Raw genomic sequence first — 17735 nt, 5'->3', positions numbered from 1 at the left:
CCGGCTCACCGCCCGGCACGGCATCCGGCACGACACCGGACTCCACCGCCCGCCGAAGCCCCGCGGCAGCCCCAGGCGCAACCCCCGACGCGGAGCCGGGCTCAGCCCCGGGCTCGGCCCCGGACTCGGCCCCGGGGATCGTGCCGGGGCCGCCGTCCGGTCCGGCGTCGGGCGCAGCGCCCGCCATGCTGCCCGGAGCCGGGCCCGACGCCGGACCCGGCACGGCCCCCGGCGTGGGTGCCGGCGTGGGTGCCGAGTCGGCACCCGTGCCGGGCAGCGGCGCCACACAATCCTCCGTGCAGGCGTCGAGGCGGCACAGCAGTTCCACGTCCGTGCCGGCGTGCACCACCGCGTTCGTGACCAGTTCGCTGACGACCACCATCGCGTCCCCGACGAGCCGCTCCGTGACCAACTCCGCGCCGGGCACGCCGAGTTCGGCCCAGCCGGCGAGCGTCGCGCGGACGAACCTGCGGGCCGCGCCCGGCGCGAGGGAGTTGCCCGGCAAGGACGTACGGGCCACCGTGTGCGGGCGCGCCGTGGCCCCAGGAGCACGGGACGCTGACTCCCGTTGCGTCGGAATGGCCCCCACTGTGCGTCTCCCTGAGCAGTTCGGACGATTACGCCCCAAGCGATGCAGACAGAGTGACAGACTGGCTACGCCCATAAGCACCGAGTCACCGAAGTGGGCCACCATGAGTGAGAACAGTGCTATGCATGTGCTCGGAGACGGACAGATTCGTGCATCGGACCTGCGTCCTCTCCTGGCCGCCATGACGTCCGCGCGGGACGGCGACTTCAGCAAGGTGCCCGAGACGTCGGGGCACGGCATCGTGGCCGAGCTGGGCATGGTGTTCAACCAGATCGTGGACCGGAGTACGCACTTCAACGCGGAGGCCCAGCGCGTCCGTCGCGAGATCGTGCGGCACGGCCGGCTGGACGAGCGGCTCGCCGCGAGCCCCGGCCAGGGGCACTGGACGACCCGGATCAACGACGTGAACCAGTTGCTCGACGCCCTGGTGGCACCGGCCGCCAACGCGACCCGGGTCCTGGACGCGGTGGCGGGCGGCGATCTGACCCAGCGTGTCGATCTGCACGACGGCAACCGTCAGCTCCGGGGCGATCTGCGCCGCCTGGGGCGGGCCGTCAACAAGATGGTCGATCAGCTGTCCCTCTTCACCGGCGAGGTGACCCGGGTCGCGCGTGAGGTCGGCACGGAGGGCCGTCTCGGCGGCCGGGCCAAGGTGACCGGCCTGTCGGGCAGCTGGCGGGACGTGACCGAGGCGGTCAACACGATGGCGTCCCGGCTGACCGCGCAGGTCCGTGACATCGCCCTGGTAACCACGGCGGTGGCGCGCGGCGATCTGACCCGCACGGTGACGGTCGAGGCGACCGGTGAGCTGCTCGAACTGAAGCTGACCGTGAACACGATGGTCGACCAGCTCTCCGCCTTCGCCGACGAGGTCACCCGCGTCGCCCGCGAGGTCGGCACGATGGGCGAGCTGGGCGGCCGGGCCCAGGTGCGCGGTGTGTCGGGGGTGTGGAAGGACCTCACCGACAACGTCAACTTCATGGCCTCGAACCTCACCTCGCAGGTCCGCAACATCGCCCAGGTGACCACCGCCGTCGCGAACGGCGACCTGAGCCAGAAGATCACCGTCGGCGCCCAGGGCGAGATCCTGGAGCTGAAGAGCACCATCAACACCATGGTCGACCAGCTCTCCGCCTTCGCCGACGAGGTGACGAGGGTCGCCCGCGAGGTCGGCACCGAAGGAAACCTCGGCGGCCGGGCCCAGGTGCGAGGCGTCTCCGGGGTCTGGAAGGACCTCACCGACAACGTCAACTTCATGGCGGACAACCTGACTTCGCAGGTCCGCAACATCGCGCTCGTGTCCACCGCCGTGGCCCAGGGCGACCTCGGCAAGAAGATCACGGTGGAGGCGAAGGGCGAGATCCTGGAGCTGAAGAGCACCATCAACACCATGGTCGACCAGCTCTCCGCCTTCGCCGACGAGGTGACGAGGGTCGCCCGCGAGGTCGGCACCGAAGGAAACCTCGGCGGTCAGGCCCAGGTCCGCGGCGTCTCCGGGGTCTGGAAGGACCTCACCGACAACGTCAACTTCATGGCCCTGAACCTCACCTCGCAGGTCCGCAACATCGCCCAGGTGACCACGGCCGTCGCCAACGGCGACCTCTCCAAGAAGATCACCGTCGACGCGCGCGGCGAGATCCTGGAGCTGAAGGACACCGTCAACACGATGGTAAAGCAGCTGCGCGCGTTCGCCGACGAGGTGACGAGGGTGGCCCGCGAGGTCGGCACCGACGGCAGGCTGGGCGGCCGGGCGCAGGTCCTCGGCGTCTCCGGCGTGTGGCGCGACCTCACGGACAACGTCAACTACATGGCGGACAACCTGACTTCGCAGGTCCGCAACATCGCGCAGGTGGCGACCGCGGTGGCGCAGGGCGACCTGTCGAAGAAGATCGACGTCGACGCGCGCGGCGAGATCCTGGAGCTGAAGTCCACCATCAACACGATGGTGGACACGCTGTCGTCGTTCTCCTCCGAGGTCACCCGCGTGGCCCGCGAGGTGGGTTCCGAGGGCCGGCTCGGCGGTCAGGCGCGGGTCGAGGGGGTGTACGGCACCTGGAAGCGGCTGACGACGAACGTGAACGAACTGGCGCTGAACCTCACCACCCAGGTCCGCGCGATCGCCGAGGTGGCGTCCGCGGTGGCCCAGGGCGACATGTCCCGTTCCATCACGGTGGAGACCCAGGGCGAGGTCGACGAGCTCAAGGACAACATCAACCTCATGGTGGCCAACCTCCGTGAGACCACCCGCGCCAAGGACTGGCTGGAGTCGAACCTCGCCCGTCTCGCCGCCCTCATGCAGGGCCACCGGGATCTGATGGAGGTCGCGGACCTGATCCTGCGCGAGCTGACCCCGCTGGTGAACGCGCAGTTCGGCGCCTTCTTCCTGGCCGATCCGGAGGAGGACAAGACGACCCTGCAGACGGCCGTGCCCATCAAGGGGCTCGCCTTCATCGCCGGGTACGGCTCGGCGCAGAGCGCGACGGTGGACACGGTCAGCATGCCGGTGCACGGGCTCGTACGGCAGGCCGCGCGTGAGAAGAAGCGGATCCTCATGGAGGAGGCGCCGGCGGACTACATCAAGATCAACAGCGGTCTCGGGGAGGCGGCGCCGGCGAGCGTCGTCATCATCCCGATCCTCTTCGAGGACAAGCTGCTCGGGGTCATCGAGCTCGCCTCGTTCTCCCGCTTCTCCGACGTCCACCTGGCGTTCTTCGACCAGTTCGTGAACACCATCGGTGTCGCGATCAACACCATCATCGCCAACTCCCGTACGGAGTCCCTGCTCGGCGAGTCCCAGCGCCTCGCGATCCAGCTGCAGGACCGCTCCGACGAACTCCAGTCGCAGCAGGCGGAGTTGCGCCGCTCGAACGCCGAACTGGAGGAGAAGGCAGCGCTGCTCGCCACCTCCTCGCAGTACAAGTCGGAGTTCCTGGCGAACATGTCGCACGAGCTGCGCACCCCGCTCAACTCGCTGCTGATCCTCGCCCGGCTGCTCTCCGACAACCCGGACGGCCATCTCTCCGACCAGGAGGTGCAGTTCGCGGCAACGATCCACCGCTCGGGCTCGGACCTCCTGCAGCTCATCAACGACATCCTCGACCTCTCGAAGATCGAGGCCGGCCGGATGGACGTACGCCCCAAGAAGCTGCCGCTGATCAAGCTGCTCGACTACGTGCACGCCACGTTCCGCCCGCTCACCCTCGACCGGGGTCTCACCTTCGAGGTGGAGGTCGGCGAGGACGTACCGCGCGAGATGTTCTCCGACGAGCAGCGGCTCCAGCAGATCCTGCGCAACCTGCTGTCGAACGCGATCAAGTTCACCGCGTCGGGCCGGGTCGAACTGCGCGTGAGCCGCGTCGAGAACCCCGAGCCGCACTTCACCCGGGAGTCCAGCGACAACGTCATCGCGTTCGCCGTCTCCGACACCGGTATCGGCATCGCTGCGGAGAAACTACCGGTGATCTTCGAGGCGTTCCAGCAGGCCGACGGCACGACGAACCGCAAGTACGGTGGCACGGGCCTCGGTCTGTCCATCAGCCGGGAGATCGCCGGCTTGCTGGGCGGACGCATCATCGCCGAGAGCGTGCCCGGCGAGGGTTCCACCTTCACGCTGTACGTGCCGGTCGTCAGCCCCGGGCATCTGCCGACCGGGCCCGGTGCCGAGGACCAGGACCTGGCCCTGCCCGAGCAGTTGTCCCCGGAACCCTTCACCGTCCACGACCAGGACGACAGCTGGCCCGCGCCCACCAAACTGGAGGCCTGGAAGACGGGCCGTGCGGGCCAGGTCCTGCCGGGGCGGCGGGTACTGATCGTGGACGACGACATCCGTAACGTCTTCGCGCTCACCCATGTACTGGGCCGGGTCGGCATGCCCGTCCTGTACGCGGAGAACGGCCGCGAGGGCATCGAGGCCCTGGAGCGCAATCCCGACGTAGGACTCGTTCTGATGGACATCATGATGCCGGAGATGGATGGTTACGAGACCATCTCCGTCATCCGCCGCACCCCGCGCTGGGCCGGACTTCCCATCGTCGCCCTCACCGCCAAGGCGATGCCGGGCGACCGTGAGAAGTCCATCGCGCGCGGTGCGAACGACTACGTGCCCAAGCCGGTGGACGTCGACCAGCTGCTGACCGTCGTCTGCGCCCTCCTGGACCCCGAGGGCGCGGACGGCCAGGAGCAGGAGGGCTCCACCGCCACCACCGTCACCGCGGGAGCCGGCGCATCGGAGGAACCCGCCGTCCCGCCGACGACCGAATGAGGCAGGCAATCGATCACCATGAGCACTGAGGCATCGACCGACGAACGCGCCAGCATTCTCCTCGTGGACGACATGGAGGACAATCTGATCGCGCTGGAGGCCGTCCTGGGGTCCCTCAACGAGCCGCTCGTACGCGCCCGTTCGGGCGAGGAGGCGATGAAGGCTCTGCTGCGGCAGCGGTTCGCGGTCGTCCTGCTCGACATCCGTATGCCGGGCATGGACGGGTTCGAGACCGCCGCGAACATCAAGCGGCTCGACCAGACGAAGGACGTACCGATCATCTTCCTGACCGGCACGGACTCCGACGCGGGCTACGCGTTCCGCGGGTACGCGACCGGAGCCGCCGACTATCTCACCAAGCCGTTCGACCCCTGGGTGCTGCGCGCCAAGGTCACCGTCTTCCTCGATCTGCACCGCAAGAACCAGCAGCTGGAGCGGATGCTCGCCCACGAGCAGGAACAGTTCGACGAACTGGCCCGGCGGCTGCACGCGATCGAGACCAGCATGTCGGCCGACGACCCCGCCGACATGGCCGAACTGCGCCGCCACATCCGCCACATGGAGGACCTGCTGCGCGACATGCGAAGGGGACGGGGCCTGTGACCCCGCCCCGCCCCCCTCGCACCACAGCCCCGACTACGCCTCGCGCGTGCCGGCGTACATCTCGTCGATCAGATGCTTGTACTCGCGCTCGACGACCGGGCGCTTCAGCTTGAGGCTCGGGGTCAGTTCGCCGTGCTCGATGTCGAGGTCGCGCGGCAGGAGCTTGAACTTCTTGATGGTCTGCCAGCGCTGCAGGCCCTCGTTGAGCGTCCTGACGGATCCGTCGATCAGCTCGACCGTCGCGGGCGCGGCGACGACCTCGGCGTACGACTTGCCGCCGAGGCCGTTGTCCGCGGCCCAGGCGAGGATCGACGGCTCGTCGAGGGCGATGAGCGCGGTGCAGAAGTTCCGGTCCGCGCCGTGCACGAGGATGTTGGAGACGTACGGGCAGACGGCCTTGAACTGGCCCTCGACCTCGGCGGGCGCGATGTACTTGCCGCCGGACGTCTTGATGAGGTCCTTCTTGCGGTCGGTGATGCGCAGATAGCCGTCCGGGGACAGCTCACCGATGTCACCGGTGTGGAACCAGCCGTCGGACTCCAGGACCTCGGCGGTCTTCTCCGGCAGCCCTTGGTAGCCCTCCATGATGCCGGGGCCGCGCAGCAGGATCTCGCCGTCGTCCGCGATCCGCACCTCGGTGCCGGGCAGCGGCTTGCCGACCGTGCCCGTGCGGTACGCCTCACCGGGGTTCACGAAGGAGGCCGCGGACGACTCCGTGAGTCCGTAACCCTCCAGGATGTGGATGCCGGCGCCCGCGAAGAAGTAGCCGATGTCGGGTGCGAGGGCGGCGCTGCCGGAGACGCAGGCGCGGAGGTTGCCGCCGAAGGCCTCACGGATCTTGGCGAAGACGAGCGTGTCCGCGACCTTGTGCTTGGCCGAGAGGCCGAAGGGCGCGGAGGCTACACCGGTACGGCGGAAGTTGTCCTGTGTGGCCTTCGCGTACTCGCGGGAGACCTCGGCCGCCCACTGGAAGATCTTGTACTTGGCGCCGCCGCCGGCCCGCGCCTTGGCCGCGACCCCGTTGTAGACCTTCTCGAAGATCCGCGGCACGGCGGCCATGTACGTCGGCTGCACGACCGGCAGATTCTCGATGATCTTGTCCACGCGGCCGTCGACGGCGGTGACGTGCCCGACCTCGATCTGGCCGGACGTGAGCACCTTGCCGAAGACGTGCGCGAGCGGCAGCCACAGGTACTGGACGTCGTCCTTGCCGACGAGGCCGGTCGCGGCGATGGCCTTCGCCATGTACGACCAGTTGTCGTGCGGCAGCCGTACGCCCTTGGGGCGGCCGGTGGTGCCGGAGGTGTAGATGAGGGTGGCGAGCTGGTCCTTGGTGATCGCCCCGACCTTCTCCTTGATCAGGTCGGGATTCTTCTCCAGGTACGCGGCACCGCGCTTCTCCAGTTCGGCGAGACCGATCACCCAGTCGCCCTCACCGTCGGCGGACTCGACGCCCGCGGAGTCGATGACGATGACATGACTGAGCTCGGGCAGCTCGGCGCGCTTCTCCCGCGCCTTGGCGAGCTGCTCCGCGTCCTCCGCGACGAGCACCCTGCTCTCGGAGTCGGAGAGGATGAACGCCGACTCGTCGGACTTGGTCGACGGGTACACGGTCGTCGTCGCCGCGCCAGCACACATGATGCCGAGGTCGACGAGGATCCACTCGACGCGGGTGGAGGAGGCGAGCGCGACGCGCTGCTCCGGCCGCACGCCCAGCTCGATGAGTCCGGCCGCGATCGCGTAGACCCGCTCGGCCGCCTGCGCCCAGCTCAGCGACCTCCACTCGTCCGGCCCCTCGCCCGAGGCCGCCGGTACCGGATAGCGGTACGCCTCACCGTCCGGCGTGGCCGCCACGCGCTCCAGGAAGAGGGCCGCCACGGACGGCGGACGGTTCTCGATCAGGGTCTGTGTGTCGCTCACGACATCCTCCGGGGCCCGCGACAGTGCGTGACTGGCTCGTAGCGGTTAGCTCAGTAGCGGTCGTTGTTTAACTCGCGAGTAACGTCGAGTGGTGATCAGAGTAAAGCCCGTCCGCCCGGCGCGTAAGAGGCGGCGGCCTGTCACTTCCTACAGAGCGCGGGCGGAATACGACGCTCCGTGGACGACGTGGGCCCGCCGCGCGACAGCACGACGGGCCCATGTTTTCGGGCTCGGCCCGATGGTTGCTGACGGCTACTTCTTCCCCTTGCCGCTCCCGGCGTTCTCGTCACTGGAGAGCACGGCGATGAAGGCCTCTTGCGGAACCTCCACAGAGCCCACCATCTTCATCCGCTTCTTGCCCTCCTTCTGCTTCTCAAGGAGCTTGCGCTTACGGGAGATGTCACCGCCGTAGCACTTGGCGAGGACGTCCTTGCGGATGGCGCGGATGGTCTCGCGGGCGATGACCCGGGAGCCGATGGCCGCCTGGATGGGGATCTCGAAGGCCTGGCGCGGGATCAGCTCGCGCAGCTTGGCGACGAGCCGCACCCCGTACGCGTACGCCGCGTCCTTGTGCGTGACGGCCGAGAAGGCGTCGACGCGGTCGCCGTGGAGCAGGATGTCGACCTTCACCAGCGAGGCGTCCTGCTCGCCCGTGGGCTCGTAGTCCAGGGAGGCGTAGCCGCGGGTCTTGGACTTCAGATTGTCGAAGAAGTCGAAGACGATCTCGGCCAGCGGCAGCGTGTAGCGGATCTCGACACGGTCCTCGGAGAGGTAGTCCATGCCGAGGAGCGTGCCGCGGCGGGTCTGGCACAGCTCCATGATCGAACCGATGAACTCGCTGGGGGCGAGGATCGTGGCCCGGACGACCGGCTCGAAGACCTTGTCGATCTTGCCCTCGGGGAACTCGCTCGGGTTGGTGACCGTGTGCTCCTTCCCGTCCTCCATGATCACGCGGTAGACCACGTTGGGCGCGGTGGCGATGAGTTCGAGGTTGAACTCGCGCTCCAGGCGCTCACGGATGACATCGAGGTGCAGCAGGCCGAGGAAGCCCACCCGAAAGCCGAATCCGAGGGCCGCGGAGGTCTCGGGCTCATAGACCAGGGCCGCGTCGTTGAGCTGGAGCTTGTCCAGCGCCTCGCGCAGGTCGGGGTAGTCGGACCCGTCCAGCGGATACAGACCGGAGAAGACCATCGGCTTCGGGTCCTTGTACCCGCCGAGGGCCTCGGTCGCGCCCTTGTCCTTGCTGGTGATCGTGTCACCGACCTTGGACTGACGGACGTCCTTCACGCCGGTGATGATGTAGCCCACCTCGCCGACGCCGATGCCGTCGGCCGGGGTCATCTCGGGTGACGAGACACCGATCTCAAGGAGCTCGTGCGTGGCGCCGGTCGACATCATCTTGATGCGCTCGCGCTTGTTGAGCTGGCCGTCGATGACACGGACGTAGGTGACCACGCCACGGTACGAGTCGTAGACCGAGTCGAAGATCATCGCGCGAGCGGGAGCGTCGGCGACACCGACCGGTGCCGGAACATCCCGCACGACCCGGTCCAGCAGCGCATCGACCCCGACGCCGGTCTTCGCCGAGACCTTGAGCACGTCCTCCGGCTGGCAGCCGATGAGATTCGCCAGCTCCTCGGAGAACTTCTCGGGCTGGGCGGCCGGCAGGTCGATCTTGTTCAGCACCGGGACGATGGTGAGGTCGTTCTCCATCGCCAGGTAGAGGTTGGCGAGGGTCTGGGCCTCGATGCCCTGGGCCGCGTCCACGAGCAGGACGGTGCCCTCACAGGCCGCGAGCGACCGCGAGACCTCGTACGTGAAGTCGACGTGCCCGGGGGTGTCGATCATGTTGAGGATGTGGGTGTTGCCCGGATCCTCGGTCGGCGCCCAGGGCAGCCGCACCGCCTGGGACTTGATGGTGATGCCGCGCTCGCGCTCGATGTCCATGCGGTCGAGGTACTGAGCACGCATCTGCCGCTGGTCGACCACCCCGGTCAGCTGGAGCATCCGGTCGGCGAGCGTGGACTTGCCGTGGTCGATGTGCGCGATGATGCAGAAATTGCGGATCTGAGCCGGGGCGGTACGGCTCGGCTCGGGCACATTGTTAGGGATCGCGGGCACGCAGGGTCCTGTCTCTTGAGGCGCCTGTCGCCTCGGGTCGGATCGATACGTAGGCTCCATGGTCCCACGGGCGGCGAGGTGCGACCGGTTTGGGCCGTCAGCGGGGCGACTGCTAATCTGGGCAGCTGTGTCTCCTGCCCTCTCTGCAGGGGACACGCAGGACACGCAGGAAATTCAGAAGAGAAATCACCGGCGCATGAGACTCACCGTCGTGAGACGCCCCGTCTCGTGCGCCTGAACCTGAGAAGGCTCATTCGTGGCGAACATCAAGTCCCAGATCAAGCGGATCAAGACCAACGAGAAGGCTCGGCTGCGCAACAAGGCCGTCAAGTCTTCGCTGAAGACCGCGATCCGCAAGGCCCGCGAGGCCGCTGCCGCGGGTGACGTCGAGAAGGCCACGGCCGCGCAGCGCGAAGCCTCGCGCAAGCTGGACAAGGCCGTCTCCAAGGGCGTCATCCACAAGAACCAGGCCGCCAACAAGAAGTCGGCGCTTGCTTCGAAGGTCGCCTCCCTCAAGGGCTGAACCTCTGCCGAGTACTGGGCCACGGCCCCGCACTCACTTGATTCGAAGTGATTCGAACGCCGGAAGGATCTGAGCGGGCCCTCTCTCATCCGCTCCCGACCGGCACCCCGACTCGTACGCGACTGCGTTCGCCACGCGGGTACGAGTCCCCAGCACGAACCGGGCCCCGGCCTCGCCCTTCCAGGGCGGGCCGGGGCTCGTCTTTTCGCCCCGCCCGGCACCGTCGTGGCTGGCCGCGCAGTTCCCCGCGCCCCTGAAAGTCGGGGCTGCGCCCCTGCCTTTCGTCTTTGGGGGCGCGAGGAACTGCGCGCGACCAGCCCCCACCGGGCCCGCAGCCACACATTCAGGCCCACCGGACCCTGAAGGCGCAGCCCCGCCCTTGAGGGGCGCGAGGAACTGCGCGACCAGCCCCCACCAGGCCCGCAGCCACACATTCAGGCCGACCGGGGCCTGGGGGCGCAGCCCCGTCCTTGAGGGGCGCGGGGAACTGCGCGACCGGCCCCCACCGGGCCCGCAGCCGTGGATCCAGGCCAACGGGGGTCTGGGGGCGCAGCCCCCAGGGGGATAGAAGCTAACCCCGCCGCATCCGCGCCGCACGAGCGATCGTGACGACCGCCTTCTCCAGCGCGTACTCAGGGTCGTCACCGCCCCCCTTGACCCCCGCGTCCGCCTCCGCGACCGCCCGCAACGCGACAGCGACCCCGTCCGGCGTCCACCCCCGCATCTGCTGCCGAACCCGGTCGATCTTCCAAGGCGGCATCCCCAGCTCCCGCGCCAGATCGGCCGGCCGCCCACCCCGCGCGGAGGAGAGCTTCCCGATGGCCCGCACCCCCTGCGCCAGCGCGCTGGTGATCAGCACGGGCGCGACCCCGGTCGACAACGACCACCGCAGCGCCTCCAGCGCCTCCGCCGCCCGCCCCTCGACCGCCCGGTCCGCCACGGTGAAGCTGGAGGCCTCCGCCCGGCCGGTGTAGTACCGCCCGACGACGGCCTCGTCGATCGTCCCCTCGACATCCGCGACCAGCTGGGTCGTCGCGGAGGCCAGCTCCCGCAGATCACTGCCGATCGAGTCGACGAGCGCCTGGCACGCCTCGGGCGTCGCGGACCGCCCCAGCGCCCGGAACTCCGCGCGCACGAACGACAGCCGGTCGGCCGGCTTCGTCATCTTCGGGCACGCGACCTCCCGCGCCCCCACCTTGCGCGCGGCGTCGAGCAGCCCCTTGCCCTTGGCCCCGCCCGCGTGCAGCAGCACGAGCGTGATCTCCTCGGCCGGAGCGCCCAGGTACGCCTTCACGTCCTTGACCGTGTCCGCCGACAGGTCCTGCGCGTTCCGCACCACGACGACCTTGCGCTCGGCGAAGAGCGACGGGCTCGTCAGTTCGGCGAGCGTGCCCGGCTGCAACTGGTCCGACGTGAGGTCCCGTACGTCGGTGTCCGCGTCGGCGGCGCGCGCGGCGGCCACCACCTGCTGTACGGCGCGGTCGAGCAGGAGGTCCTCCTGCCCCACGGCGATCGTGACGGGAGCGAGCGGATCGTCTTGTGCAGAGTTCCTGGCCATCGCGGCCAAGCATCCCACGCACCACCGACAATGACGGGCCCGCGGCTACGGCTCGACCACGGCTACGGCTCGGCTACGGCTCCTCGCGCCAGCCGTCCCACTCCCTCACGAACTCGTCCAGCTCCCGCGCGTCCAGCCGCCCGTTCTCGTCGCGCAGCACGAGCAGCCACTGCGCGTCCTCGGCGTCGTCCTCACCGGCCAGGGCGTCCCGTACGAGCTGGGGCTCCTCGTCCAGCGCGAACTGCTCACCGAGCGCCTCCGCCGCCTCCTGCGCGGCATCGCGGTCGGGCAGTACCAGTACATGTCTCACGTCGCTCACCCGGCCATTTTCCGGCACCGGCACAGCGCCTCGCACCGGGGGCACCCGGCAGCCGACGACCAGCGGCCGGAACGGCCCGCTCCGCCCTGACCCGGGCCCCGGCTCAGCCCTTGGGGACGACCTGTATGTCCAGGTCGACCGTGATGCTCGTGCCGACCATGGCGATGCCCCGCGCCAGCATCGACTGCCAGCTCATCGTGAAGTCGTCGCGCCGCAACTCGGCGGTGGCCCGGCAGGCCGCCCGCACCTCGCCCTCCGTGCCGTTGCCCACCCCCAGATACTCCGTGTCGAGCGTGACCGTCCGCGTCACCCCGTGCAGCGACAGCGCCCCGGTGACCCCCCACCGGCTGCCGCCCCGGTGCGTGAACCGGTCGCTGTAGAACTCCACCGTCGGAAACCGGTCCACGTCCAGGAAGTCCGCCGACTTCAGATGCCCGTCCCGCGCCCTGACGTTGGTGTCGATCGACCCCGCGTCGATGACCACGTGCATCGCCGACTGCTCCACGTTCTCGGCCACCCGCACGATCCCCGCGAAGGTGTTGAACCTCCCCCGTACCCGAGCCATCCCGATGTGCCGGGCCGTGAAGCCGATCGAGGAGTGGGTCGGCTCGATCTCCCAGTCCCCCGGCGCCGGTAACGCGGGTGGTTGCGCGGTGTTCAGCGTCACGTCACCGAGCGCCGCCACCTCGTTCGCCGGCACGGTGACATTCGCCCGGTACGGGGCGTGCCCCTCGGCCGACACGGCGAGGCGGTACTCACCGGCCGGGACCGTCACCAGGAAGGACCCGAACGGATCCAGCTCCCCGCCGACCACTCTGCGCCCCGCGGCATCCGTGACCAGGAACTCCGCGTCCGGCACGGGCTGGTTCACCGGATCCAGCACCCGGCAGCCGAGCACACCGGCACCCTCCGGCAACGGCACCGAGGCGAGATGGCCCGCCTGTGCCCGGTTCGTACGGTTCCCCAGCCAGCTGCCGACCATCTGCGACCCACCCTCGCGTCAACACACGCTGTGAAAACACTCGTTGTCGGAGAGGTATTCGACCACCGATGCGACTTTCGAGGCAACAGACGACTACATCGCAGGAAACCAGCGCATGTGCTGGTACTACGCACGAGTAGCCCGAATTGGCCGTTCCGCTTACCTTCTTCCCCTCAGTCGCCGCTTCTCCGGACAACCGGGACGCGCTCCAGCACGATCCCGAACCGCTTCCTGTACGCCTCCAGCACCTCCTCGTCCGACACCAGCTCCGCCGTCGTCCTCCCGCCGTCGGGGTCCGTGACCGTGAGCGTGCGCCCGCTGAGCGTGACCCGGCCGCCGTCCTCCGTGACCCGCGAGCAGACCAGTGACCGGGCGAAGTGCGACGCCGACGACGTGCTGTGCCACCAGGCCCCGGCCACGAAGTCCCCGAGCACCCGCGGCCGCGTCTCCAGCCGGTACTGGGACCTGCCGTCCCGCACCACCTCCAGATCCCCGAACTCCCCCGCACTGCCCCGCACCCCGGCCGGATCCGCCCCGGCCACGATCACCCGGAACGCGCCCGCCGGATCCGTCTGCTCCCCCCGCTCCCCGAAGGCCAGCGGGTAGTGGCTGTGCGCCCCGAACCCGACGTCGGCCAGCCAGTCGCCCCCGTCCACCGTCCGCACCCGCAGCGCCAGATGGTCGTACGGAATCCCGAGCCGCTCCTCCTCCCCGTAGACCCGCCCCGCGAGCAGCGTCACATCGAAGCCCAGCGCCTTGAGCAGTGCGCCGAACGCCCCGTTCAGTTCGTAGCAGAAGCCACCCCTGCGAGCGCCCACCAGCTTGTCCAGGAGCGGTTTCTCCTCCAGCACGATCTCCTCACCGAGGTGGATCGACAGGTTCTCGAACGGCACGGCCAGCAGGTGTCGCAACTGCAGTTCACGGAGTACGTCGGCGGTGGGCCAGGCGGGGTGGGTGACACCGATCCGGCGGAGGTAGGCATCGACCTGTGCGGGTTTCATACCCTCAGTCTCGCGTGATCAGCAGGTGATCGTCTCCTCCTCCCACGGTTACCGCCCCGTCCACATCGGTGCGCAGCACCTGCGCGCCCCCTGCTTCCAGTGCGGCCGTCGTGCTCGGAGCCGGATGTCCGTAGGGGTTGTCAGCCCCGCACGAGATGAGCGCGAGGCGTGGCGCCGCCCGTCGTATGAGCTCCGGATCCTGATAGGCCGAACCATGATGGGCGACTTTGAGAACGTCCACGGCTTTCAGAGCGGTCCCGGCCGGTGATCTCAACAGGGCTTGCTGAGCGGGTGGTTCGAGGTCCCCGAGCATCAGCATGGTCACCCCGGCCGACCTCACGAGCAGGGTGACACTCGCGTCGTTCGGCCCCTCCGGCTCCGGCTCCGGCATCGGCCCTGGCACCGGAGCGGCCCCCGGCGTGGGGCTCGGCGGCGGCCACAGCACCTGCCAGTCGAGCCCACCCGTACGCCGCCGCTCTCCCGCCACCGCCCGCGTCACCGGGATGCGCCGGGCCGCGGCCTGCCGGTGCACGAATTCGGCCTGGTCCAGTGGCTCCTCCAGGCCCGTCGTCTCGATCGCGCCCACCGAACGCCCGCGCAGCACACCCGGCAGCCCCGCCACATGGTCCGCGTGAAAATGGGTCAGTACGACGAGGGGGACCCGGGTGACGCCGAGTGCCCTCAGACACCGGTCGACGAGTATCGGATCGGGTCCCGCGTCCACCACCACCGCACTGCCGTCGCCCGCCGCGAGCACCGTCGCGTCGCCCTGACCCACATCGCACATCGCGAACCGCCAGTCCGGCGGCGGCCACCCCGTGATCACCCGGGTGAGAGGTGGCGGCTGCACCGTCACGAGCAGCAGCAGCACCGCGCAGGCGCCACTCAGCCAGGGATGCCGCAGCAGCCTGCGCCCGACGAACACGAGGGCGGCCATCGCGCCGGCGAGCAGCAGTGCCCCCGTCCAGCTTCCCGGCCAGTCGATGCCTGCGCCCGGCAGGGCCGCACCCGCTCGGGCGATGTCCGCGATCCAGCCGGTGGGCCAACTTGCGCACCACGCCAACGCCTTCGCGACCGGCATCGCCCAGGGAGCCGTGGTCAGCGTCGCGAAGCCCAGCACCGTGGCCGGCGCGACCGCGAACTCCACGAGCAGGTTGCACGGCACCGCCACCAGACTGACCCGCGCCGACAGGACGGCGACGACCGGCGCGCACACCGCCTGCGCGGCGCCCGCGGCCGCCAGTGCCTCGGCCAACCTCGGCGGCACCCCCCGCCCGCGGAGCGCCGCACTCCACCGCGGGGCCAGCGTGAGCAGCGCACCGGTGGCGAGCACGGAGAGCAGGAAGCCGTAACTCCGGGCCAGCCACGGGTCGTACAGCACCAGCGCGAGCACCGCCGTGGCCAGCGCCGGAATCAGTGATCTGCGGCGCCCGGTGGCGATGGCCAGCAGCGCGATCGATCCACAGGCCGCGGCCCGCAGCACACTCGGGTCCGGTCGGCACACGATCACGAAGCCGAGCGTGAGCGCACCTCCGCACAGAGCGGTCGCCCGCAACGGCAGACCGAGCCGGGGCGCCAGCCCTCGGCGCTCGATCCGCTGGGCCCGGCCCGGCGGCCCGATGAGCAGGGCGAGCACGATCGTGAAGTTGGCGCCGCTGACCGCGAGGATGTGGGTGAGATCGGTCGCCCTGAACGCCTCGTCCAGCTCCGGTGTGATCCGGGAGGTGTCCCCGACCACCAGTCCCGGCAACAGTGCCCGTGCGTCCGGCTCCAGTCCGTCGGTCGCCGCCCGCAACCTGCCCCGCAGCTCCCCGGCGAAGCGCTGCGTGGCGGACGGCTGCCCGACCACCACCGGTGGCCCGCTGCCGCGCACCCGGAGCACCGCCGCGATCCGGTCTCCGCCGCCCAGCGCGGGCGCGACCTGTGCGGTCACCCTGAGCCGGGTGGAGGGCAGGAGCGAGAGCCAGGGCGATCCGGCCTGCTCATGAGCCGCTCCCGGACCTGGCTCCGGCCCGGACCCCAGCCCCGGTCTCGGCCCCGCCCCCGCCTCGGGGCCCGAGGGCGGGGACGCCCGCCGGCTCTGCCTCGCGTCCACGATCAGCAGTACCGGCGTACGGGTGCGTGCCATCGTCCCGTCCGGCCTCTCGACGTGCCTGACTTCCGCGTCGAGCAGGATCGCGGTCGGGGCGGCGTGGTTCCCCTTGATCCGGGGGCGGGTGAGCCGTGGGTCCGAGATGACCTCCACCTCGGCGGTCACCCGGTCGTACTGCCGCGCCGACTCCGGGATCGGCCCCCTGCGCAGATCCGCACCGTGCAGCCCGCTTGAGGCGGCCGCGGCCGCGACACAGAGCAGCACGGCCGCGACGGAGGTCTTCGACCAGGGCGACCGGAGCAACCGGAGCGGCGCCGCGCCCCCTGCCCGGTCGCGTCCCGCGAGCAGGAGCAGCCCGGCCAGGGCAACGCAGAGCGCGACCGCACCCGCGACCCACCCCGGTGGCGCGTCCAGCGTCACCGCCGCCGTCGCCCACGCCGCCAGCGCCGGTGGGACCAGCCGCAGATCCGTCGGGCCCTCCTGACGAGGGTGCGCGGCACCGAGCGGACTGCCGGAGCCGGCGTGCACGGGCGGTCGGCTCGTCGGGGTCGGGCCCCTCATGGCCGTACGAGATTCCGCAGATCGGCGAAACGGCGGTCGCCGATTCCGTTCACCTCGCGGAGTTCGTCGACCGAACGGAAGCCGCCGTGCCGTCCGCGGTAGTCGATGATGTGCTGCGCCAGCACGGGGCCGACGCCGGGCAGCGTGTCCAGCTGTTCCAGGGTGGCCGTGTTGAGGGCGACCGGAGTGACCGGGGCGGGGGCTGCCCCACCGGGACCCGCAGCCCCTGAAGTTCCCGCGGCTCCCGGAGCACCCGGCCCCACCGCCGCCGGCGCCCCGACCAGCACCTGCTCACCGTCCACCAGGAACCGTGCGCGGTTGAGGCCCTCGGTGTCCGTGCCCGGACGCACCCCGCCCGCGGCTTTCAGCGCGTCGGCGACCCGGGAACCGGCCGGCAGCCGATGGATACCCGGCTCGCGCACCTTGCCGCTGACGTCCACCACGAGTGCGGTCGGGGCCGCGCCCGCGCCCGGGGGCGCCTGGGCGGCGGTGGAGGGTCCGGCCGCCGTCTTCTGCCCGGCCGCGTTCGTCTCCTCCCCGTACGGGACCGCGGCCCGTACGATCTCCGGGGCCCGCACCGGCTGGGTCCGTCCCGACCAGAAGTGCTGTGCGGCGAGGACCGCGGCGACGACCAGCACCGCGGTGAGTGCGGCCACGCTTCTGCGTTCCAGGCCGCACCTGGTCTGCAGCCACAGCGGCATCCGCTCCCGGACCGCGAGTCCGGCCCGCGTCCGCCACGCGGGAGCGGGCCGCGCCTCGGACGGCGCCTCGGACGGCGCCTCGGGCCGGACCTCGTCCACGCCCCCATCGGCGTCCCCGAGCGCCTCCGCCCCCGCTCCCATTCCCGCCCCGGGGCTCCGCCCCGCACCCGACGAGGTGTCGTGTCGACTGCCGGCCGGTGGGGGCTCGTCGCGCAGTTCCCCGCGCCCCTCAGGGGCACCGCCGCTCCACTCACCCGGCAGCCCGCGCCGCAACGCCACACCCCACGAGGTGTCATGCCGACTGCCCGCCGGCGGGGGCTCGTCGCGCAGTTCCCCGCGCCCCTGACGGGCGCCGCCGCTCCACTCCAGCGACCGCCGGTGCCACAACCCCACACCCGACGAAGTGTCATGCCGACTGCCCGCCGGCGGGGGCTCGTCGCGCAGTTCCCCGCGCCCCTCAGGGGCACCGCCGCTCCACTCACCCGGCGGGCCGTGCCGCGACTC

Annotated in this window: 11 protein-coding genes; 3 read left to right on the top strand and 8 right to left on the bottom strand. The window is 70.4% G+C overall.

Annotated elements, in window-relative coordinates; all coding sequences use genetic code 11:
* Positions 1-770 precede the first annotated feature (770 nt).
* Positions 771-4850 (top strand): HAMP domain-containing protein, encoded by a 4080-nt coding sequence (locus tag C6Y14_RS10800; RefSeq protein WP_225890996.1) that lies wholly within the window; start codon positions 771-773, stop codon positions 4848-4850.
* Between the two features lie 18 nt (positions 4851-4868).
* Positions 4869-5453 carry a response regulator gene (locus tag C6Y14_RS10795; protein ID WP_107016312.1) on the top strand — a complete coding sequence of 195 codons (585 nt, stop codon included), beginning with the start codon at positions 4869-4871 and terminating at the stop codon, positions 5451-5453.
* Positions 5454-5486: 33 nt separating this feature from the next.
* On the opposite strand, the gene C6Y14_RS10790 is transcribed toward C6Y14_RS10795, so the two are convergent.
* Positions 5487-7373, bottom strand: a complete 1887-nt coding sequence (locus C6Y14_RS10790) for an AMP-dependent synthetase/ligase (RefSeq protein WP_107016311.1) — start codon at positions 7371-7373, stop codon at positions 5487-5489.
* A 252-nt stretch (positions 7374-7625) separates the two neighbouring features.
* On the bottom strand, positions 7626-9494 hold the full coding sequence (gene lepA, locus C6Y14_RS10785; protein WP_107016310.1) for a translation elongation factor 4: 1869 nt from the start codon (positions 9492-9494) through the stop codon (positions 7626-7628).
* A gap of 256 nt (positions 9495-9750) precedes the next feature.
* Here lepA and rpsT point away from each other — a divergent pair, with 256 nt between their 5' ends.
* Positions 9751-10017 (top strand): 30S ribosomal protein S20, encoded by a 267-nt coding sequence (rpsT, locus tag C6Y14_RS10780; RefSeq protein WP_107016309.1) that lies wholly within the window; start codon positions 9751-9753, stop codon positions 10015-10017.
* Between the two features lie 571 nt (positions 10018-10588).
* Here rpsT and holA read toward each other — a convergent pair.
* From holA to C6Y14_RS10750, 6 genes are all read right to left on the bottom strand, one after another.
* Positions 10589-11575 carry a DNA polymerase III subunit delta gene (holA, locus tag C6Y14_RS10775; protein WP_107016308.1) on the bottom strand — a complete coding sequence of 329 codons (987 nt, stop codon included), beginning with the start codon at positions 11573-11575 and terminating at the stop codon, positions 10589-10591.
* 73 nt (positions 11576-11648) lie between these two features.
* Positions 11649-11894 (bottom strand): hypothetical protein, encoded by a 246-nt coding sequence (locus tag C6Y14_RS10770; RefSeq protein WP_107016307.1) that lies wholly within the window; start codon positions 11892-11894, stop codon positions 11649-11651.
* Positions 11895-11997: 103 nt separating this feature from the next.
* A complete protein-coding gene (locus C6Y14_RS10765; RefSeq protein ID WP_199854697.1) occupies positions 11998-12876 on the bottom strand; it encodes a YceI family protein in 879 nt (292 codons plus the stop codon).
* A 173-nt stretch (positions 12877-13049) separates the two neighbouring features.
* Complete coding sequence (locus C6Y14_RS10760; RefSeq protein ID WP_107016306.1) at positions 13050-13877, bottom strand: arylamine N-acetyltransferase family protein; 828 nt, start codon at positions 13875-13877, stop codon at positions 13050-13052.
* Between the two features lie 4 nt (positions 13878-13881).
* A complete protein-coding gene (locus tag C6Y14_RS10755; RefSeq protein ID WP_107016305.1) occupies positions 13882-16530 on the bottom strand; it encodes a ComEC/Rec2 family competence protein in 2649 nt (882 codons plus the stop codon).
* Positions 16527-17735: ComEA family DNA-binding protein (locus C6Y14_RS10750; protein ID WP_107016304.1), on the bottom strand; the 1209-nt coding region annotated here is incomplete at its 5' end. The genes C6Y14_RS10750 and C6Y14_RS10755, both read right to left, overlap by 4 nt.

It is taken from the genome of Streptomyces dioscori (assembly GCF_003024195.1).
GTDB classification, from domain to species: Bacteria; Actinomycetota; Actinomycetes; order Streptomycetales; family Streptomycetaceae; genus Streptomyces; species Streptomyces dioscori.
Note: the sequence above shows the minus strand (reverse complement) of the source record. Positions and strands in the feature narration are given on the sequence as shown.